16 protein-coding genes are annotated in these 20356 nt (G+C 57.2%); 9 read left to right on the top strand and 7 right to left on the bottom strand.

Going from position 1 to position 20356, the window contains the following annotated elements:
* Window positions 1-47: 47 nt before the first annotated feature.
* Window positions 48-2336 carry a primosomal protein N' gene (gene priA, locus VMJ32_13935; protein HTQ40121.1) on the bottom strand — a complete coding sequence of 763 codons (2289 nt, stop codon included), beginning with the start codon at window positions 2334-2336 and terminating at the stop codon, window positions 48-50.
* A 679-nt stretch (window positions 2337-3015) separates the two neighbouring features.
* Here priA and nadD point away from each other — a divergent pair.
* Window positions 3016-3624 (top strand): nicotinate-nucleotide adenylyltransferase, encoded by a 609-nt coding sequence (gene nadD, locus VMJ32_13940; protein HTQ40122.1) that lies wholly within the window; start codon window positions 3016-3018, stop codon window positions 3622-3624.
* Window positions 3625-3719: 95 nt separating this feature from the next.
* Here the strand turns inward: nadD and VMJ32_13945 are convergent, their stop codons facing one another.
* Window positions 3720-3980 (bottom strand): hypothetical protein, encoded by a 261-nt coding sequence (locus VMJ32_13945; GenBank protein HTQ40123.1) that lies wholly within the window; start codon window positions 3978-3980, stop codon window positions 3720-3722.
* 285 nt (window positions 3981-4265) lie between these two features.
* On the opposite strand from VMJ32_13945, the gene VMJ32_13950 reads away from it, so the two are divergent.
* A complete protein-coding gene (locus VMJ32_13950; GenBank protein HTQ40124.1) occupies window positions 4266-5141 on the top strand; it encodes an ATP-binding protein in 876 nt (291 codons plus the stop codon).
* A gap of 296 nt (window positions 5142-5437) precedes the next feature.
* Entirely contained in the window at window positions 5438-7057 is a 1620-nt protein-coding gene (locus VMJ32_13955) for a PQQ-dependent sugar dehydrogenase (protein ID HTQ40125.1), read from the top strand.
* Here VMJ32_13955 and VMJ32_13960 read toward each other — a convergent pair.
* The 3 genes from VMJ32_13960 to VMJ32_13970 form a co-directional block, all read right to left on the bottom strand.
* Window positions 6995-8035 (bottom strand): LamG domain-containing protein, encoded by a 1041-nt coding sequence (locus tag VMJ32_13960; protein ID HTQ40126.1) that lies wholly within the window; start codon window positions 8033-8035, stop codon window positions 6995-6997. The two genes, VMJ32_13955 and VMJ32_13960, sit on opposite strands and share 63 nt — an antisense overlap.
* A gap of 96 nt (window positions 8036-8131) precedes the next feature.
* Window positions 8132-9055, bottom strand: a complete 924-nt coding sequence (locus VMJ32_13965; GenBank protein ID HTQ40127.1) for a dockerin type I repeat-containing protein — start codon at window positions 9053-9055, stop codon at window positions 8132-8134.
* Window positions 9056-9206: 151 nt separating this feature from the next.
* Entirely contained in the window at window positions 9207-11936 is a 2730-nt protein-coding gene (locus VMJ32_13970; GenBank protein HTQ40128.1) for a dockerin type I domain-containing protein, read from the bottom strand.
* A 542-nt stretch (window positions 11937-12478) separates the two neighbouring features.
* Here VMJ32_13970 and VMJ32_13975 point away from each other — a divergent pair.
* The 6 genes from VMJ32_13975 (at window position 12479) to VMJ32_14000 (ending at window position 19132) form a co-directional block, all read left to right on the top strand.
* A complete protein-coding gene (locus VMJ32_13975) occupies window positions 12479-13912 on the top strand; it encodes a magnesium chelatase (GenBank protein HTQ40129.1) in 1434 nt (477 codons plus the stop codon).
* A 150-nt stretch (window positions 13913-14062) separates the two neighbouring features.
* Complete coding sequence (locus VMJ32_13980) at window positions 14063-14812, top strand: glucose 1-dehydrogenase (GenBank protein HTQ40130.1); 750 nt, start codon at window positions 14063-14065, stop codon at window positions 14810-14812.
* 57 nt (window positions 14813-14869) lie between these two features.
* A complete protein-coding gene (locus VMJ32_13985) occupies window positions 14870-15859 on the top strand; it encodes a zinc-dependent alcohol dehydrogenase family protein (GenBank protein HTQ40131.1) in 990 nt (329 codons plus the stop codon).
* A 145-nt stretch (window positions 15860-16004) separates the two neighbouring features.
* Entirely contained in the window at window positions 16005-16529 is a 525-nt protein-coding gene (locus VMJ32_13990; protein ID HTQ40132.1) for a DNA starvation/stationary phase protection protein, read from the top strand.
* 119 nt (window positions 16530-16648) lie between these two features.
* The gene (locus tag VMJ32_13995; GenBank protein ID HTQ40133.1) at window positions 16649-17626 is read left to right on the top strand and encodes a catalase family peroxidase; all 978 of its coding nucleotides are present in this window, start codon (window positions 16649-16651) and stop codon (window positions 17624-17626) included.
* Between the two features lie 198 nt (window positions 17627-17824).
* A complete protein-coding gene (locus tag VMJ32_14000; GenBank protein ID HTQ40134.1) occupies window positions 17825-19132 on the top strand; it encodes an NAD(P)/FAD-dependent oxidoreductase in 1308 nt (435 codons plus the stop codon).
* 30 nt (window positions 19133-19162) lie between these two features.
* Here the strand turns inward: VMJ32_14000 and VMJ32_14005 are convergent, their stop codons facing one another.
* Both VMJ32_14005 and VMJ32_14010 read right to left on the bottom strand, forming a co-directional pair.
* Window positions 19163-19567 (bottom strand): hypothetical protein, encoded by a 405-nt coding sequence (locus tag VMJ32_14005; GenBank protein ID HTQ40135.1) that lies wholly within the window; start codon window positions 19565-19567, stop codon window positions 19163-19165.
* Window positions 19548-20084, bottom strand: coding sequence for a hypothetical protein (locus VMJ32_14010; protein HTQ40136.1), 537 nt, complete (start codon window positions 20082-20084; stop codon window positions 19548-19550). The genes VMJ32_14005 and VMJ32_14010 overlap by 20 nt, the downstream gene beginning before the upstream one ends.
* Between the last annotated feature and the right edge of the window lie 272 nt (window positions 20085-20356).

Genomic DNA, 20356 nt, shown 5'->3' on the forward strand with positions numbered 1-20356 from the left:
CCGGCATAATTACGGCGTGGCCGCTGGGGCTAAACGTTCGCCACGTATTACAACATGTCGAGCGGGTCGACATCGGCGATCCATTGCATGTGCTCGGGAATTTCCAATCCGTCGGTCGCCTGACGGATGACCGCTCGCAACTTATCGCCATCGACCCCTTGCATTTGCAAATGAAAACGATGCTGCCCGCGCAATTTGGCGAACGGGGCCGCGGCGGGGCCCAGCAATCGGATTTCCGAATCGGGGCCAATGCGGAGAATGGTCTCGCGCAAGCGTTCGCTGAAATGTTGTGCGAACGCCTTGGTTTGATCGTGCGAGGCGCCGCGGATCACCAGGCGAATCATGGTTGTCGTGGGCGGATAACCGTGAGCGGCGCGGAGCGGCAATTCCTGGCCGGCGAAGGCGCGGAAATCGTGCATTACCGCGGCGCGAATGGCCGGATGGTCGGGACTGAAAGTTTGCACCAGCACTCGGCCCCCTTTTTCGCCCCGGCCTGTGCGGCCGGCCACTTGCGTGACCAGTTGAAACGTGCGCTCGGCGGCGCGGAAATCGGGCAAGTGCAGCGCCGTGTCGGCATTGATCACACCGACCAGTGTGACGTTTGGAAAATCCAGCCCCTTGGCGATCATTTGTGTGCCCAGCAAAATTTTCACTTTGCCTTCGCGGAATGCCGTGAGGGCCCGGTCGTGGCTGCCCGGCGCTTTCATGGCGTCGGTATCCATCCGCAGCACGGTGGCCTCGGGAAAGCGGGCGCGAATTTCCGCTTCCAACTTTTGCGTACCGACGCCGCGGAAGTGGATGCCGTGCGCGTGGCATTCCGGGCACTCGGTCGGCACGTTTTCGTGATAATCGCAGTAATGACACAGGGCCATGTCTTCGCTGCGATGATGCGTCAGCGGCAAATCGCACTGGGGGCAGCGGACTACGTGGCCACAGGCCGGGCATTGAATGTGTGTGGCAAAGCCGCGGCGATTGAGCAGCAGAATGACCTGACCGCCTTCGCGCAGGGCCGCTTCGATGGCTTGGTGCATTTGCCGCGAAACGGCGCCGCGGGAGTGCCGGCTGTGAAACTCGTTGCACAAATCGATGGTGCCCACGGCCGGCAATGGGCGATTGAACACGCGGCGCGGCATTTCGACCAGCCGAAACTCCCCCTCCGCTGCTCGATGCCAACTTTCCAGCGAAGGCGTGGCGGAAGCCAACACCAGCGGCACGTGTTCTTCGCGCGCCCGCCACAAAGCCACGTCGCGCGCATGGTATCGGGGCGCGCTATCTTGCTTGAAGGTGCTTTCGTGCTCTTCGTCGAGGATGATCAATCCCAAATGCGGCACGGGGGCAAACACGGCGCTGCGGGCCCCGACAACCACTTGCACTTCGCCCCGGGCAATGCGTTCCCAGTGCCAGTGGCGCTGGGCATCACGCAAATGGCTGTGCAACACGGCGACGCTGTCGAAGCGGGAACGAAACCGCTGGCAGGTTTGCGGCGTGAGGCTGATTTCCGGCACCAGCACAATTGCCTGCCGACCGTAGCTGACGACTTCTTGAATGGCCTGAATGTAAACTTCAGTCTTGCCGCTGCCGGTGACGCCGTGGATGAGGATGGTTTCGTGCTGCGGCTGGCGGAGCGGAGTCAAAATGGCTTGCAGGGCGGCTTGCTGATCGACATTGAGTTTCAAAGGCGGCTGGCGGACGGCGGGCGGCTCGCGCTGCGATTCGGCACTGATCCGCTGCGTGGTGGCTTTCAGAATGCCTTTACGGCGGAGGGCAGTAATTGGCGCTTGGGTACATTTGAGCGTCTGTGCCAGTTGACGGGGCTCCAAGGGATGCGGGCTGGCCGCGACGTAACGGACGATTTCGAATTGCTTTTTCGAGAGCTTCGCTTCCGGGAGTTTTTCTTTAGCATCCGGCGCCAGCGACAACATCGTGATTCTGCGTGTGCCCGCCTGGCTGCGCACGCCGGCCGGCAACACCGCTTCCAGCGCTTCGGCCCAGGAACACAAATAATGCTCGGCCATCCACTGCGTGAGTCGCAGCATGGTGGCGGGCAGCAGCGTGCGCTGATCGATCACTTCGCTCAGCGGCTTCAATCGCCGGCCGACATCGCGTTTAGTTTCCAACTGCACGCAGTAGCCGGTAAGCGTTCGATTAGCGCGGCCAAACGGTGCCCGCACTCGGCGGCCAACTTCGAGCTGGCCACGCAAAGCGTCGGGCACGGCGTAATCAAATGTCTTTTCTACACCGCCGGGAAACACCACCGTGGCCACCAACTGCTCGTGGGCCGCATCGAGTTCCCACGGCGCAGGCTCGAGTTCGAACAGTGGCTGTTGGTGGGGCATAGAAGAGCAGTGGACAGTGGTCGGAGAGCAGTGGTCGGTGGTCAGTAGTCAGTTGTAGAGAGCGGAGATTGAAGGCCAACCGCTATCGGGACGGAGCACGCTATAACTACATTAGATACGCCGGGGCGATAACTGTCCATCGGTACAGTATCGAGAAGGCTTTGCACAAAAGCCCAAGTTGCCACAAAAAGGTAAAGGCCTGCACAAAAAGCCTAACGAGCCGCGCTAAGGATCGGGAATCGGGTTTATTACCGTTTCTGGAAACAAGCTTTTTGCACGTTCCATTTGTGACTGTGGAACGCTCATCATCATCATTGGCGGTTCACCGAATATCCTAAGTGACCAAGGAAACGGCTTAACAGGATCGGCGGGGCCTGAGAATGTAAGGCCAGGAGTGTACAGGAAAGCATGTCGCTGGCGAATCCAGCTGTGTTGGCATCGGTACCACCAAACTGCGACGACGAAGAGGACGCCGACTGCAATCTGTAGCGGCAGGCTGTATCTTGGCAGTTTCATGCACCGCATTGTAGCAGAGGGGTAGGATAAAGACGCTCGGAATTTTTTGCGGGAGCGTCACTTGCCCGGCAAATGTCTGCTGGATAAGAATGGTCGGGAAAGGCGTCTTCACTGACAACTGGCCACTGATCACTGCTCTTGGCCACTGACCACTGCTAAAACCATGCGTTTAGGCTTATTTGGCGGGAGCTTCGATCCGGTGCATTATGGCCATTTGTTGTTGGCCGAGTGTTGCCGCGAGCAGTGCCGGCTAAATGCCGTGTGGTTTGTGCCGGCGGCGATTCCGCCGCATAAGCAAAATCATACGCTGACGGCGGCGACGGAGCGGATTGAAATGTTGAAGCTGGGCATCGGCGGGCACGAGGCCTTCAACGTGTACACCGGCGAAATTGATCGGGGCGGAGTCAGCTACACCGTCGACACGCTGCAGCAATTGCACGATGAGCAGCCTGAGCGCGAGTTGTTCTTTCTGATGGGGGCCGACTCGTTGGCCGATTTGCCCAACTGGCGGCAGCCGGAGCGAATTTGCACGCTGGCTGTTCCCGTCGTCGTTCGCCGGGCCGGTTCGCCGGAGCCTGACGATTCGGTCCTCTCACGCCTGATGTCGCCCGCGCGGCTGGAAATTGCCCGGCAGCACCGTGTGGAAATGCCAACGATCGATCTGAGCGGTTCCGATTTGCGGCGGCGGATGGCGGCCGGATTGAGCATTCGTTATCGCACGCCTCGGGCGGTAGAAAAGTACATTGAGACGCGGCGGCTGTATCGTACATAAAGCCGTAACCGCCAGTCGCGCTGAATCACTTTGGATGATTTTTTTGTGGCGCTGGCGCGACCAACGGTCGCGGCTTTATGAATCGCGCCGAGACGTTATGCGGCTTTGCGCTGGGGGACGATTTCGCTGAGTTCGGGTCCCAGGTCGATGGAGGCTACGTCGGGATCGGCCCACAGGGCGTTGAGCACTTCGTGCAGTTGCTCGGCGGGCGAAAGTGTGGGATCTAAAAACAGCCACTTTTGTCCACGCAGGACACACGCGCCGCCGGCGCAGCCCTCAAGCCATTCTTGCCGCACCTTGTAGCCTGCCCGACGGGCGAGTTCCAGCGCTTCTTCCAGCAGTTCGACGGTGAGCATGGGGGTCTCCGTGTTTTATGCTAAACCGCAAGCGGATAGAAAAATCGACGGCCGCGCGTGGTTATTCCCTTGCAGCGGGCCGCGGATTGTAGCGGCTTGCATTACAGTTGCCCAGGCGAGTCCGACGATACCATTGAATGTGTATGCCGGTCACGTCGCAACTCAATCTAAGGCAGGAAGTTGCGTCGAAAATGCGCCGGCCAGCCAGAGGGCGTAATTCAGGCGGGGCGGGCATCCCGATACGACCTTGCCGGTCGCGAAAAATGTACCTTGGCGGAGAACGTGATGACGCTATCACCTCAGGACAATCAGCCGACCCCGGAGCAACACATTGCGCTATTGAAGCAGCAGTTAGCGCAAGCGCAAAAGCTGACGGCGCTGGGCGAGTTGGTCGGCACCACCACGCACGAATTCAACAACGTGCTGATGACGATTTTGAATTACGCCAAAATGGGGCTGCGGCACAAAGATACGGCCACGCGCGACAAGGCGCTGGACAAAATTCTCGCCGCCGCCAACCGGGCGGCCAAAATTACAAACGGCATATTGAGCTTTGCCCGCAATCGCGCGAGCGGATTAGAACCGACCGATTTAACCCGGGTGATTGCGGATTCGCTCCTGCTGCTGGAGCGAGAGATGAACAAATACCGCATTCGCGTGGAGACGCAAATTGAGCAGGCTCCCGCGGCCATGGCCAACGGCAACCAAATTCAGCAAGTGCTGTTGAATTTGCTGATCAACGCGCGGCAGGCGATGCCTAACGGGGGCGGGATTGTGATCCGCTTGAGTTACGACGCGGCGGCAAACATGGTGGAACTGGCAGTCCGCGATAGTGGTTGCGGCATGACGCCGGAAGTGTTGCGGCGGATTTTCGATCCGTTTTTTTCGACCAAAGCCGGTCCGGATGCCAGCGGCAAAGGTGGCACCGGGTTGGGGCTTTCGATGTGCCGGGACATTATTGAAGCGCATCACGGGCGGATTCGGGTGGATAGCAGCGTGGGCAAAGGAACGGCCTTCACCATCAAACTGCCGGCGGCGGTGACGACAGCGATTCCCGTGCCCGGAGCTGCAGTTGCAAATGGCACTGCCGCGGCAGCGCCCGTTGCTGCGCTGACCACCCCAAGTGCGGCAGGTATTTCGCCAAGCCGAGCCGGACATTAAGCGGTAACGGCCGGCAATGCCCGACTGACACAGTCGGGCTATGTATGAATAGTCGCCCGGCCAATGCCTTTCGCCCGGCGCACGCCAATTTCTTCTTGCGTTTGCCGGGGTTTCGCCTATCATGGAGCGGCATAGGCAACATGCGGCGGCGCATGTTTACGGAAACATTCGGAACAGGCTGAAATTGGACTCTTTCCAATTTCAAGGAGGCGCGGATGGAGTGGAACTGGCGGCCGGTGTGTCGGCGTCAGCGAGTGATCCCATTAATGATGGGCGCTATTTGGACATACGCCGGTGTGTGTTGCAATTCTCTTTGGGCCCAGTATCCCACCGCGCCGCAAATTACCGATCGGTATGCGCCCGGTCAAATTACCGTGGGCATAGAAGATTACGCCACGGCTCCGGACACGGCCACATCGCTGACTGATCGGACCGCTGCCCAAGTGGCACGGATCAATTTTATGCGATCGGATCCGGCCGATCCCAATGAATATGTCGTGAACGATTTGAACGGGAATTTGTACACGCTCAACAAGACCACGCGGCAATTCACGACGTTTTTTAACTTCGCCAGCATTTTTCCACATTTCGATAATAATCCGGGCCTGGCCGCCGGATTGGTGACAATTCAATTCGATCCGAATTTCGACGGCGATCCATCGCAGCCGGGCTACGGCGAGTTTTACACCACGCACACGGAAACACAGGGGGGCCAAACCAGTTTTTCGCAGGGCGTGCTAGACGAATGGCAGATTACCAACCCGGCGGACTTTGGCAACCCGGCGGATGTTTCTGAACTGACCCATCGCGAAATGCTGCGGGTAACTTACAGTTCCAACATTCATCCGCTGGGCGACATTATTTTCGATCCGAATGCCAAGCCCGGCGACGCGGATTATCGGATGATGTACATCGCCAGCGGCGACGGGGCGGCGGGGGAAAGCCTGAACACAACGACACGCGCCCAGGATCAGATGTTGAACAACTATTTGGGCAAGGTGTTGCGGATTCAACCGAATGCGGTATCGGACCCCAGCGGGCCATACAGCATTCCCAGCGACAATCCGTTTAATACGCCGGCAGACATTGCCGCGGGAGCTAAGGGCGAGATTTGGGCCTACGGATTCCGCAACCCGCATCGGCTGAGTTGGGACCCACAAAGCAACCAATTGATTGTCGACAACATTGGCTTGAATTCGTACGAAGAAGTGAATTTTGTCACCAAGGGGCAAAATTACGGCTACTCGACCATCGAAGGCAATCAGGTACTCAGCAGCACAACCAATCAAGTCACCAACGCACCGTTGCCGGCCACGCTGCCGATTACTATTAGTCCCGGCAATGTCGTGGGCAGCATTGTTCCCACGTATCCGGTCGTGCAATACAGCCACGAAGATGGCGACGCAATTTCCAGCGGATTTGTGTATCGCGGGACGGGCATTCCGCAGCTCGACGGAAAATATGTATTTGGCGACATTACTTCGGCCCGGCTGTTTTACGTCGATTACGCCACGATGTTGGCGTACGAAAGCACCAATACGCCGGTACCGATGTCGGACATTCACGAATTGAACATCGTGCAAAACGGCGCGCCGATTCGCCTGTTCGATTTGGTACACACCACGTTCGATTTGCGAAATGACGGTGTGCTGGACGGAGATGTGTTGCCGGGGGCCGACAGCAGCTTAGTCACGGCCGGCAACGATCCTTACGGCGTTGCATACGGCGGCGGCCGGGCCGATATTCGCTTGATCGAAGGGGACGATGGCGAAATCTATATCATCAGCAAAAGCGACGGCATGATTCGCGAATTGGTGGCCGTGCCGGAGCCGGCAACATGGGCACTGCTAGGACTAGGAATGCTCGGCGTGGGATGGTCGCACTCTTTCGGCCGCAACAGAAAACGGAGTCCTTAACCGGGACGAAAACAATCTCCTGGCTTTCAGCAAGCAAATAGCGCCTCCCCACGCGGCCAGCACCAGGGTACTGGGTTCCGGCACTTGGGACAGATAAATGCTTTGAATGCTGTTTGACCCCGTGGCGGACAAGGCTTCGTTGTAAATTTGGACTTCGTCAATGAAGCCGGTAAAAGGCGTGGTGTCGTCGTTAATTTGTCCGCCAATTTTGATGCCCAACGAGGCGGTGTTGGACGTCCGATCGGTTCCCGAGGTTAGCTGCCAGGAATCGCCGGTGGGCGCGGTGGAACTGAGCACGGCGCCGTTGCGATACAGGGTGATGGAGCCGGTATCGTAGTTGAACACGGCCGCCAAATAGGTCCACGTATTCAACGGCAGCGCGCTGGTTTGGCTATTGGAAGTGTTATCGATGCCGAGGTTGGAGTAAGTCAGTCGCTGGCCGTCGCTGTCGAGCCGCCGCCCGATGCCTGTGATGCGGTAGGTGCCGCTGACGTTTTCAATTTCCATGAGTGCCCGGCCATCGTGAGGCGTATCGTCCGCGCCGGAATCTCCGCGGAGCAAAGCCATGAGCGAAGTGGTTCCGGTGATGGGCTGCGTGGGCTTGAACCAACCCATGATGGTAATGCCTGTTACTTGCTTGGTACCGATGAGTGGAGAAACACTGGAACTGGCGAACGAAACGCCAGCCTTCATGTCGTCGTTGCCGGGGGATGTTGCGTGGGGACTCAGCGGACCGGGAGGAGTCGAAACGGCGCCGGCTTGCAGGGCATTGCCGCCGCCGGGAAAGGCATCTTGGCTAACTCGTTGCAGACCACCATAGAACATCCAAATGTTGACCGCGTTGGAACCCTGATCGGTTTCGGTAAAAGGATCGCCCGGCGCGGGATCGTCGAACGTATAACTGTCGACTAAGGCAGCACGAGCCTGGAAGGCTAAAGCGGCGAGGAGCACGCAGGCCAGAATTATTCGCCGCAGCATATTTGCCACTTTCCATCCCCCCGGCCCATGGTAGACGACTTAATATCAGGTTGCGCTGTTATTGCTGCAATGTGCGAACTGTCTGGGTTGCCAAAATCAGACCCGCCTGCGGATTATACACCATCCTGAAACGGCCAGCACGAAAAGAGTGAAACCGGCCGGCTCGGGGATGGGAGCAGCGGCGGAACCACCGCCGGTTTTGAGTATGGCCAGCAGCGCTTGCAGATCGGCGCCGTTGAATTTGCCGTCGCCATTGACATCGCCCAAGGCAAGTAAATCGTCGCTCGTCAAATCGTTTTGGGCTTCGAAGGCCTGGGGGTTTGCCAAGGCTTGCTCCATTTCAACAACGTCGGCGGCAGAAATGACGCCGTCTGCGTTAAAATCGGGAAACGGCAGCAGATGGGCCCAAGCGTTCACTTGGTATAAAACGGCGTTCGTCGACGGCGGATCGGTCGTGCCGCCGGTCAGGTGCAGCCAGCCGTCGCTCAGCGTGGCTTCATATCGCTCGGCCACTCCTTGGCCATCGGCGCCCAAGAAAAACAAATCGTTCGGATCGCCGGGGGTGAACGTGCCGGTGAGGCCGCTTAGGTTTAACGTTTTGTCCAAATCCCAGCCTGGCGTCGGCAGCGGCGTGGTGCTGACCGTAGTGACCGGTACCGGCGATGCGCTGATGGGGTTGACCAGAATACCATGCACATTGACGAACTTGGCAAACGGCTCCAGCCCCGATGAGCTAGTCGAGGAAGCCACCGGCGTGGGCTCGGCCAAGTATCCGGTTTCCAGACCGAAACCGCCGACGATAGTCAAGTTCAAATTGTAATTCTGCGGGCCGCCTGTGACGTGAACGGTGGTGTCGATGGGAATGAACCGGTAATCGCGCAAAAAGATTGGCGGATTCGCGACAATGCTTTGTCCGCCCGCCGACTGATCGGATGAATCCTGCGCGGCAGCTTGATGAACAGCAACCGCACTAACCAAAGCGATCGAAGTGACGCAGCAGAGCGAAAAGATGCGGTTCATCGGAGCCCTCCTCTGCGATTGCGCCCCTGTCGAATAATCTACAAAAACCTCGCCGTCGATGTCAAGTTTTTGCCTCAACTGGTGGTGGGACAATTGAATTTTCGCGCGTAATGTACTTTCGCAGCGATTAGGAAATCTCGCACCAAACGGTTCAAAGTGCCCCGACAGGCGCCAAGCGGCGACATCGCGCCAGCATTACCGTGACCGCGGCCAGTGCGAGCAGCTCGAGCGAGCCTGGCTCGGGCACGATGTCGATGGAACCGCCGCCAGAGTGCAAATCGTTCTCCAGGGTTTGTAAATCGGCATTGGTGAATTTGCCGTCGCCGTTGACGTCTTCGATCGCCAGCAAATCGGCGGGAGAGAGACTGCTGTTGGCCGCTTGGAACGCAGCGGGATTGGCCAACGCCGCTTCCATCGCCAGAACATCGGAGGCGTCAACGTGATGATCGCGGCTGAAATCGCCGGGCAGCGCGTTCAGGCTGGCCACGACCAGCGCGCCGGACGTGTATAACTGCGTCGTACTCCAGACCAGCGAGCCGCCGAGCGCCGGCAGCGAAAGGGACGCAAATTTTCCGGTGCTGCTGCCCCAATCCAAAATGTTGAACTTCGTGTCTGCCGTCGGCACGTAACCGCCCAGCAACGAAACTTGCAACGCGCCGCCGAAACTCAATAAGCCGTCCACTGCCACCTGGTCATAGCTGGAGGCGGAAGCCATTTCGATCTGAACTGATCCGCTTTGCAGTGTGAGATTGCCCATGACGTGCGTCGCGCCGATGGAACTTAATGCCACGGGCGTGGCGTTCACAATGGTCACGGCGTTGGTGCGGTAACCCGGCGCCAGCGTGCCACCTTGATTCAACAAATTGAACGTGACGATACCTGCGTGCAGCGTGCCGCCGGTGAAGTTGAACGTGCTGGCGGCGCCTTTGCTCAAAATGGGCGCGGTCAAATCGCCGGCGCTTAAGTTCAGCGTGGCGTGCGATGTGTCGGTTCCGCCGATATTCAATTGATTGTCCACCTGCAGCCAGCCGCCGGAAACATTCAATTGGGCGGTGTCGCTGGCGCCATTAGCAATCGTGAGCACTCCGGCGTGCATGCCCACCTGATTCGACACCACGATTCCGCTGTTAATTTGCGCGGCATCGAGCCGCGTCGGTTGCCAGTTGACACCCGACGAATCCGTGCTGGCGACGTGCCAATTCAAGATGCTGGCATAGTTTCCGCCGCTGGACCCGGTGAAGGTAATCACCCCTGGGGCGGCAAAAGCGCCGATTTCGTCGAGATACTGCTGCAAATTCACATAGCCTGAACCGTTGACATCCTGCGTGGCGTCGGCGGCGGAATTGGGATTCAGCCCCATCGATTTTTCCCAAATGTCGGGCATGCCGTCGCCGTCGGTATCCCAGCCAGCGGGCCGGGTAGTCGTCGGGGTGGCGAGCAAATTGCTTAACTCCGTGGGGTCCGGTGCAGCCGCGGCTACGCCTTGCGGTGGATTGGTGCCGTTAATCACGTTGTTAATGATGCGGCTGTCGATGGGATCGCGCGACCACCAAAAGTTTCCGACATAGCCGGTGCCGTTTTTCAGGATCAGTTGGTTGTAAGCGTTCGCCGCCGTCATCGTGGCCATGCTTGGGGCAGCAACGGTGTTAGCCGGCGCACCCGTATTACTGCCTGTGCCAATCGGACTGGTCCACTGCGATGCCGCTGGAAAGGCCGTCGTTGTGGTGCCGTTGGTTTGCGCGAACATAGCCCAGCCGGTGTCGCTGCCATTGGGCACACCGCCGGGATTCGTGCCGTGGTCGCTGTCGATGGCATTGTTGCTCTGATACACGTGCAAGTTCACCGGGTCGTTACCGCTAGTGTCGAGCGTAAAGGCGGTGCTGGATGTGCTGCCCGTCGGAGTGGAAGGTCCGGCGACCAAGTAATTGCCTACATAGTTCATGTTCACGTTTTCGGTGGGGTCGCCGGAATCACTGGCGCCGCCGGTGTAGCCGGCTCGATTCGCCCAGTTATAAATCACATTGTTCCGGAAATCGAAATTCATGGTCTGATTGTTGTAGCTGCCGGGCCGAGGATTGCGGCTTAGATTATTCGCATACAAATTGTTGGAGTAGGTGACGTTGGAATTGATGCGGGCCCGAACCAACGAACCGTAAGCGTGGTCGCTGCGGAGTGAATCGGCCATGATGGAGTATTGGACCGTGACGTCGGTATTGCCGTCGTCCAGCGACAGATCTTCGTCGGTAGACCAGGAGGTCGATACGTGATCGACAATCATGTTGGTCGACACCAGGCTGGGGTCGGTCTGGGCGGAATCGCCACCGCCGGCAAAATCCAGCGAATCGTCGTTCCCGATAGTGGCCGATCCGCGGCGAAAGGTCATGTACCGCAAAATCACGTTGTTGTTCTGTTTGGTCGAGCCCGTGCTGTGCGTGATCTCTGTAGTATCGCCGTACACAATCACGGGGCTGGGCGCGGTTTGTCCGGCAATATAGATATTGTTGACTTGTTTGATGGCCAGTTCGCCGTTGGTGAGATTAAAAACACCCCCCACGTCGAACACCACGACTTCGTTCGATATTTGCTCTTTCGGCTCACCCGAACCGCTGTAATCGTAAAACGCGCCGCGCAAAGTGCCCTGCAGCGGCTTGCCACTGGCGTCGAGCGTATCGGCCGTGGTGGTCACGTGATACACGGTGGCGTTGGATAGCCAGCCGCCAGCGGGCATCGGGTCGGCTGTGGTCGGGGCGAAAACGCCGCCGTATCCCGTGGCGCCGTTAAACGACGGCAAGTTTTGCGGCCAAGCCGAAGAGCTTGTCAACAGAATTGCCGCGATTGCCGCGGAAGGAAAACAAATCCGCAAACAGCTATCGATTTTCACGCCTATTCTCCTCCCAAAAATTGCCTGGAACCGCCGCCTGATTCAGCGCAACCCTCTCCCCTCGGTGGCTGATTCAAAGGCAGATAGAGAATGGGAAGAATCCCACAGAAGCCTATTCCCCCTGTAAATCCCCCCGGCATTGCGCAACCCAAACGCTGGTAACTAAGTCGCCATAATATCCGGAATATCGAACGATTTCAAGAAAATAGCGTCGACCGACAGAAATATCAGCCGCGCGATCAATGGTCATACCACTTTGGAGGATGCCAGAGCTTCGATGACCAGAGCATTAGGAGCAGTAGCACGACTGCCGATGGCTCGGGCACTGGATTGGCGGAGCCGCCGCCGGATTGGAGCATGGCGAGCAGCGATAGCAAATCGGCGGCAGTAAATTGGCCGTCGCCGTTAAGGTCGCCCAGCGGTCTTCCTTGGGTATGAGTTGCGGGCGCTGACGCCGTTCCCTCCGGAGCATCGCGCGCTATAATCGAGACATCGCCATCGTTTTCATTCTCTACTCTTCATCGCAACCACGATCTACCATCATGCACGTATCTACGTCATCGCCGCTATTGACCAAGCCCCGCACGCTGAAAGAACTTCGCGCCAGCGGCTGGCAATCGAAAACTGTCAAGCAGGAAATTCACGATAACTTTTTGCGGATGCTGGCCAGCGGCGACGAGTTGTTTCCGGGCATTTTGGGCTACGACAGCACCGTGATTCCGGAAATTAACATCGCCCTATTGGCCAAGCACGACATGCTGTTTCTGGGCGAGAAGGGACAGGCCAAAAGCCGATTGATGCGGCTGTTGGTGCGGTTCCTAGACGAAGCCATTCCGTACATCGATATTCCTGAAGCCCCACTGCATGATGATCCGCTGAAACCGATCACGGTGGTGTGCCGGCGGTTTGTAGAAAGCCACTCGGAAGAAATGGTTCCCATCGGCTGGTGGCGGCGGGAAGATCGTTATGCGGAGCGATTGGCCCCGGGAACGAAATTCGCCGACATCATTGGGGAAATCGATCCGGCCAAACTCGCCGGCGGCACCAGCATGGGCGCGGAAGAAGCGCTGCACTTCGGGCTGATTCCGCGGCTGCATCGCGGCATTTTCGCCATCAACGAATTGCCGGAGCTGGACGAGTTGGTGCAGGTCGGGCTGTTCAACATTCTGGAAGAGCGCGACGTGCAAATTCGCGGCTACCCGGTGAAGTTCGACATTGATGTGCTGATTTTATTCTCGGCCAACCCGGCCACGTACAACCGCAGCGGCAAAGTCATTCCGCAGTTGAAGGACCGCATTGGCTCGGTCATCCACACGCACTACCCCAAGGAGCGCGACTTGGGCATTGCGATTATGGAGCAGGAGGCGGCGCTGAATTTGGACGGCGATTTTCCCGTCGTGGTTCCGTACTTCATGAAGCAAATTGTGGAGCAAATTACGGTGGCCGCGCGGCGGAGCAAATACATCGACCACAATTCCGGCGTCAGCGCGCGGTTCAGCATCGCCAATTATCGCACCCTGGTGGCCAGCGCCCGGCAGCGGGCCATTCGCCTGGGCGAAAAGCCGGCGGTGCCGCGCATCAGCGATTTGGGACACATTTACGCCTCGTCGCTGGGCAAATTGGAACTCGATTTGATGGGGAGCCATCAAATGACCGAGCGGCAAGTGCTCGACGCCGTGATCGCCGAAGCGATTAAAACCGTGTTTGAAGAATACGTCGACAAGCACGGGCTGGACGAAGTGTCCAAGATCTTTGCCGAAGGGGTGAAGATTGAAGTCGGCGACATGCTCCCCTCGTCGCACTACGCCGAACGGTTGAAGCGCGTGCCGCCGGCCTGGGACAAAGCCTTCGAAGTCAACGCCGCCGCCGATCCCGCCGTCCGCGCAAGCTGTGTGGAATTTGTGTTAGCCGGTTTGTACGCCACCGAGCAAATCTCCCGCAGCCAACACCACGGGCGGATGGTGTACGAAGTGTGAGGGGTTGCCTTTCGTGGCCAAACGCGAAAGATGAATGCCAGGCGGATTGATTGGTTGGCGGAACGATGTCGATGCTTATTGGCTTCGTTCGGCAATTCGGTCAAGCGAGTTTGAGATTCTGAATCTATCACTCAAACAAGGAGCCGCGTCATGGCTGGTAAGCTGGCTGGAAAAGTGGCGGTGGTTACGGGGGCATCGAAAGGCATTGGCGCGGCCATTGCCAAAAGCCTGGCGGCCGAAGGAGCCGCCGTCGTTGTCAATTACAGCTCAAGCAAGGAAGCGGCGGATAAAGTCGTCAAGGAAATCACCGGCAAAGGGGGCAAAGCCGTGGCTGTGCAGGCGAATGTCACCAAGCCTGAAGAAATTAAGCGCCTGTTTTCGGAAACAAAGAAAGCGTTCGACAAACTCGACATTTTGGTGAATAACGCCGGCATTTACTACACGGCGCCGCTCGCCGAAATTACGCCCGAGCATTTCCACAAACAGTTCGATCTGAACGTGCTAGGCCTGATTTTGTCCACGCAGGAAGCGGCCAAAATCATGGGCGCCGGCGGTAGCATCATCAATCTTAGTTCGGTCGCCAGCACCACCGGCTTTCCTGGCTTTGCGGTTTACTGTGGTACGAAGGGCGCGGTCGACGCCGTCACCCGCGCTTTGGCCAAGGAATTAGGTCCGCGGAAAATTCGGATCAACAGCATCAACCCTGGCATGGTTGAAACCGAAGGCACACATACCGTCGGAATCACCGAGAGCGATTTCCGCAAGCAGTACGAAGCCCAAGCGCCGCTGGGCCGCATCGGTCAACCGGGCGATATCGCTGGGGCGGCTGTGTTTCTGGCCTCGGCCGATTCGAGCTGGATCACCGGCGAATCGTTCTACATTTCCGGCGGCGTGCGATAAATTTCGCCGTTGCCAAATAACTGCGATCAGTCTCCGCAAAATCAAAGGAGAAATTTCATGGCGCGCGTCGTGCGATTCCATCAAACAGGCGGTCCGGAAGTGTTGAAGATTGAAAATGTCGACGTGCTGCCGCCGGCCGCCGGCGAGGTGCAAATTGCCGTGAAAGCGCTGGGCTTGAACCGGGCCGAGTCGATGTTTCGCTTGGGCCAGTATTTGGAAGAGCCGAAGCTTCCGGCCCGGCTGGGTTACGAAGCGGCGGGCACCGTCACGGCCGTCGGCTCCGGCGTGACGCAGGTGAGACCGGGAGATGCGGTGAGCACGATTCCGTCGTTTTCGCTGAATCAGTACGGCCTGTATGGCGAATTGGCGAATGCGCCGGCGTCGGCTGTCGCCAAGCATCCGCCCAATTTGTCGTGGACCGAGGCCGCGGCGATTTGGATGCAGTACATGACGGCCTACGGCGCATTGATCGACATCGGCAAATTAGCAGGCGGCGATGTGTTGCTCATCCCGGCGGCTTCCAGCAGCGTCGGTTTGGCCGCAATTCAGATTGCGAACATGGTCGGCGCAACGCCGATTGCGCTCACCCGTAAGAGCAACAAGCGCGAGGAATTGAAAAAGCTGGGCGCCGCGCAGGTCATCGCCACGGAAGAGCAAGATTTGGTCGCGGAAGTCAAACGCTTGACCGGCGGCAAAGGTGCGCGAATGGCATTTGATCCCGTGGGCGGGCCAACGGTCGCCAAATTAGTTTCTGCCCTGTCGAAGAGCGGAATTCTGTTTGAATACGGAGCGCTAAGCACCGAGCCGACGCCGCTGCCGCTGTTCGAAGTGCTGGGCAAATGGATCACCATTCGCGGGTACGTCATGCTGGAAATCACCAGCGATCCGGCGCGGCTGAAACGAGGCGTCGATTTTGTGGTGGGCGGCTTGGCCAGCGGCAAACTCAAGCCGGTCATTGCCAAAACTTTCACGCTCGATCAAATTGTTGAGGCGCATCGCTACTTGGAATCGAACCAGCAGATTGGGAAAATTGTGGTCACCTTGTGAACTGCGAGTTAGAAAAAAGCTTCACCCTGAATACGAAACTTTCACGGTACACCATTTGCACCAGTTGTGGACGACGACCATTCGGGTTACAACGAACTTTCCCATTGGGAACACAATACCAAACCACAAATAGGAGATCCGAATCATGGCTCCAATGACAGCGACCCAACCCAAATCGCGAAAAAATCATGCGTTGGAAACACCGACAGATTTGAACCGTAGCGGCGTGTCGGAAATTTGCGAAGCACTGCGTTCGGTGCTGGCTGATGTGTTTGCGCTGTATGTGAAAACGAAAAACTTTCATTGGCACATGAGCGGGCCGCACTTTCGCGATTATCACTTGCTGCTGGACGAGCATTCGGACCAAATTTTCGCCATGACCGACCCCATTGCCGAGCGCGCCCGGAAAATCGGCGGAACCACGCTGCATTCGATCAGCGATATCGCCAAGCATCAACGGTTGAAGGACAACAACGAAGAATTTGTCGCACCGCGCGAAATGCTGGCCGAGCTGTGCAACGACAATCAGCGCCTGACGCGTTCGTTGCGTGAAGCCCATGAAATTTGCGACGAGCACAAAGATGTGGCCACCGCCAGCCTGATCGAAGTTTGGATCGACGAAACTGAACGGCGAACCTGGTTCTTATCGGAAATCATTTCCGACGACTGAGTCCGCAAGGCTGAATTTGAGAATGAGGCGAAAGGCAAGACGGCAGGCGGCGCTCGGGCCATCACTTTGGAAAAAATGGGGCGCACTTCCAGATCGAAATCATTTCGAAGGAGGGATTGATGCCAGTTGTCGTCGAAAAACAAACCATAGGCAGAAAAGCTGATCCGAGCGATCCGCTGATCAAGGATTTGCTGCAATCGTTCGACAACGTTTTCGGCCTGCATCCTGGCTTTCGGCCGGTGCATGCCAAGGGGGTAATGTGCAGCGGCACGTTCACACCCACGGCGGCTGCCAAACAGTTGACGCGGGCTCCGCATGTGGCGCGGCCGACGACGAATGTGATTGTGCGGTTTTCGGACTTTGCCGGCGTGCCGGAAGTTCCCGATAATGATCCCCACATTGCCAGTCCGCGGGGCATGGCGATTCGGTTTTATTTGGCCGAACACGTGCATACCGATATTGTGGCGCACTCGGCCGATGGCTTTCCGGTCCGTACCGGCGAGGAGTTTTTAGAATTGAATCGGGCAGTTGCGGCCAGCCTCTCAGCGGCCTCGCATCCCACGCCGGTCGAAGCGTTCGTGATGTCGCACCCCACTGCGCTGGCATTTGTGCAAATGCCCAAGCCCATTCCGACCAGCTTTGCGCGTGAGTCGTTCTTTGGCGTGTCGGCGTTTAAATTCACCAATGCGGAAGGCGCCAGCCGGTTTGGCCGGTACCGCATTCTTCCCGAGGCGGGGAATGAATATCTAACGGACGAGCAAGCGGCGAAGCAATCGCCCAATTTTTTGTTTGATGAATTCACTCAGCGGATTGCCAAAGGGCCAGTGAAGTATCGCATGATGGTACAACTGGCCGAAGCGGGCGACAAAACCGACGATGCCACCGTCCGCTGGCCGGCGAATCGGCAGGAAATTGAATTCGGCACGGTCACGCTGAGCAAGCGCGAAAACGACCAAGAGCCAGAGCTGAAGAAAATCATTTTCGACCCGCGGCCGCAGGTCGACGGCATCGAAGCCAGCGCCGATCCGCTGTTGGAAGTGCGGGCGAATTTGTATTTGCTGAGCGGCCGGCGACGCCGGTCGGCGAGTGGCCTGTAACAAGAAGTTTAAGCCCCGCAGAATTTCAAAGCGGAATACTGGAAAAACCAGCGGCGCTCGATTAAAAAAGAAGCGTGGCGGCGGCAGATCGGCCGGCAGCAATGTCGAGAACGATCTGGCGGCTTGGGGGGGAGTGAGGGAAGCGAATTTCCTGCGGAGGAATTTTGCCGCCAACTCGGACTTTAATTTTCCCTCGCCATGGTTGATGGATTGCCGCGGGTCGTAATTATTGGCGGCGGCTTTGCCGGATTGAATGCGGCACGAGCTTTGCGCCGTGCACCGGTGCAGATCACGCTGATCGACCGTCGCAACCACCATTTATTTCAGCCGCTGTTGTATCAAGTGGCGACGGCGGCGCTGAACCCGAGCGACATTGCGGTGCCGATTCGCCGCATTCTGCGCCATCAAAAAAATGTGGAAGTGCTGCTGGCCGAGGCCAAATCGGTCGACTTGAGTGACAAGATTGTCGTGCTGGCCGACGAAGAGATTTCCTACGACTATTTAATTGTCGCCACCGGAGCGCGGCATTCCTATTTCGGGCATGAAATGTGGACACCCTACGCGCCAGGCTTGAAGAGCATTGGCGACGCGTTGGAAATTCGCCGCCGCGTGCTGTCGGCGTTTGAGCTGGCGGAGCGCGAGACCGACCTCGAACTGCAGCGCTCGTGGTTGACGTTTGTGATCGTGGGGGGCGGTCCAACGGGTGTGGAACTCTCCGGCGCGATCTGCGAAATTGCTCAACACGCCTTGGCTCACGATTTTCGGCACATCGACCCCAAGCAGGCCCGCGTGATTTTGCTGGAAAGCTCAGACCGTGTCTTGAAGACCTTTGCGCCTAAGCTCTCGGATAAGGCCCGGCGGCAGTTGGAAAAACTGGGCGTCGAAGTGCGGACGAAAAAAATCGTCACATTCATCGACGACCACGGCGTGTTTGTGGGGGGCCAGCGCATTTGCGCCCGCACCGTGTTGTGGGCGGCGGGCGTCCACGGTTCGCGCCTGGGGCGCATGTTGGGCGTGCGGGTCGATCATTGTGGGCGCGTTGCCGTGGAACCGACGCTGGCGATTCCGGGCCACCCTGAGGCCTTTGTGGTGGGGGATTTAAGCAGTCTGAAGCTGCCGGATGGCTCGCAGGTTCCGGGCGTCGCTCCGGCGGCCATTCAAGAAGGCCGGCACGCCGCAAAGAATATTATGCGGGCACTACACAGCCAGCCGCCGCAACCGTTTAAGTACCGCAACAAGGGTCAACTGGCGACGATTGGCCGATCGGCGGGGGTAGCTCAGTTTGGCAGAATTAAATTTGGCGGCGTGCTGGCTTGGGCATCTTGGCTGTTCGTTCATGTGATGTTTTTGATCGGCTTCCGCAATCGATTCATCGTGACTTTTCAATGGATGTGGTCGTATTTATCGTACGACCGTGGAGCACGGCTGATTACGGGCCCGTTGCACCGCGATCCCGATCAATCGCGCGCCGAACGGCGGGTTACTTCGCATGTGACCACGCGGTAGAAAGGCTGTAGGGCACGAGCACTTGAACACCTAGCCCAATTCCAATTCTCGTAATTTCGGCTCAAGAGTATCAACCGCATCATAGGCTGTTTGTACAGAAAAACTTGAGATTCCTGATTTGGCCAGACCATTCTTAACGAGGGTGGGAATTTCACCTGTGGTAACTAATACTACGTCGGTCTTGCCCTGCAGCTGGCAAGAATTGCGGAGTGCACGCAATTGTGATATTGCCGATATGGGTAAGTGAGTGGATTGAAAACCACTTTTGACCTCTAATGCTAACGATGTACCCGTACTGGGATTTATGACAATCAAGTCTGGCGTCGGAACGTTTACCCCGGAGGCCGGCACTTCTATTGTTAACCCCGGATGTTTTTCTTGGAGACGTGCTCCAAGGAGCGAAATGAATTGGTTTTCAGAATCGTTCGTAATCATATATTTCGCCCTCGACTTTTAATTCAATTACCAACCATAGCAGAATCGATAAAAATGCCGCCATTCCTGCTATGCCAGCTTCTGTCCATTGTTTCGTAAACAGCACACTTAAAACTGTCGTAGAAAGTGCTATGGCCACATCCCAATAGATTGTATCAGCAAACCGTCTCCATAGAATCAGAAAAAAACTCAATCGGAGTCCTGTCGTGATGAGATATTCATCAGAATATTCATCGGAAAAGAGACTGATTCTTACGGATTTATGGCGATAGCCGGCCCTTTTTGCCTGATCTAAAAAACGCTCAGCGACTTCCTCTGACTTCAGGACAAGTTTCTTTAAATTGCCCCTATCCCGTCGAGATTCTAGATGAACCCGAAATGAACGATCGTCGTCAACGAATGCGAGATACAAGCAAGATGACTCAATGTGAGAATAGGCCACATTTGATAAGAGATCTGTATCTGACTTCAGATATGACTGCTTAAGCACTTCTTCAGGATCGCTTGAATCTGCCATGCCAACAAGCATCCGCGATGGGTCGACGTCATCTCTAAAACGGATTGAAATCTCAGAGTGCATATTCCTTGCCACAGGCCGTTCTTATTGTGTTTGCACGACAATCTCCTCATTATAGGGGGTTCTTATTTAGAGCCACCGGACAAAACTAGCTTTCATTAAGCCAAGTACGATAACAGATGATCGCTGCGGCAAGGGTGAGGAAGGCCTGATGGACGAGTGGGTTTCGGTCCCAGCGGATGCGGAGCCGTCGGAACTGATGCAACCAACTC

This window comes from Pirellulales bacterium (assembly GCA_035499655.1).
GTDB lineage: Bacteria > Planctomycetota > Planctomycetia > Pirellulales > JADZDJ01 > DATJYL01.

What these genes read in the sequence shown, in the direction of transcription:
- nadD (HTQ40122.1), top strand. Translation starts at nt 3,016, where the DNA reads ATGCGTTTAGGCTTATTTGGCGGGAGCTTCGATCCGGTGCATTATGGC.
- VMJ32_13985 (HTQ40131.1), top strand. Translation starts at nt 14,870, where the DNA reads ATGGCGCGCGTCGTGCGATTCCATCAAACAGGCGGTCCGGAAGTGTTG.
- VMJ32_14000 (HTQ40134.1), top strand. Translation starts at nt 17,825, where the DNA reads ATGGTTGATGGATTGCCGCGGGTCGTAATTATTGGCGGCGGCTTTGCC.
- VMJ32_14005 (HTQ40135.1), bottom strand. Translation starts at nt 19,567, where the DNA reads ATGATTACGAACGATTCTGAAAACCAATTCATTTCGCTCCTTGGAGCA.
- VMJ32_13950 (HTQ40124.1), top strand. Translation starts at nt 4,266, where the DNA reads ATGACGCTATCACCTCAGGACAATCAGCCGACCCCGGAGCAACACATT.
- VMJ32_13960 (HTQ40126.1), bottom strand. Translation starts at nt 8,035, where the DNA reads ATGCTGCGGCGAATAATTCTGGCCTGCGTGCTCCTCGCCGCTTTAGCC.
- priA (HTQ40121.1), bottom strand. Translation starts at nt 2,336, where the DNA reads ATGCCCCACCAACAGCCACTGTTCGAACTCGAGCCTGCGCCGTGGGAA.
- VMJ32_14010 (HTQ40136.1), bottom strand. Translation starts at nt 20,084, where the DNA reads ATGGCAGATTCAAGCGATCCTGAAGAAGTGCTTAAGCAGTCATATCTG.
- VMJ32_13965 (HTQ40127.1), bottom strand. Translation starts at nt 9,055, where the DNA reads ATGAACCGCATCTTTTCGCTCTGCTGCGTCACTTCGATCGCTTTGGTT.
- VMJ32_13975 (HTQ40129.1), top strand. Translation starts at nt 12,479, where the DNA reads ATGCACGTATCTACGTCATCGCCGCTATTGACCAAGCCCCGCACGCTG.
- VMJ32_13995 (HTQ40133.1), top strand. Translation starts at nt 16,649, where the DNA reads ATGCCAGTTGTCGTCGAAAAACAAACCATAGGCAGAAAAGCTGATCCG.
- VMJ32_13945 (HTQ40123.1), bottom strand. Translation starts at nt 3,980, where the DNA reads ATGCTCACCGTCGAACTGCTGGAAGAAGCGCTGGAACTCGCCCGTCGG.
- VMJ32_13990 (HTQ40132.1), top strand. Translation starts at nt 16,005, where the DNA reads ATGGCTCCAATGACAGCGACCCAACCCAAATCGCGAAAAAATCATGCG.
- VMJ32_13980 (HTQ40130.1), top strand. Translation starts at nt 14,063, where the DNA reads ATGGCTGGTAAGCTGGCTGGAAAAGTGGCGGTGGTTACGGGGGCATCG.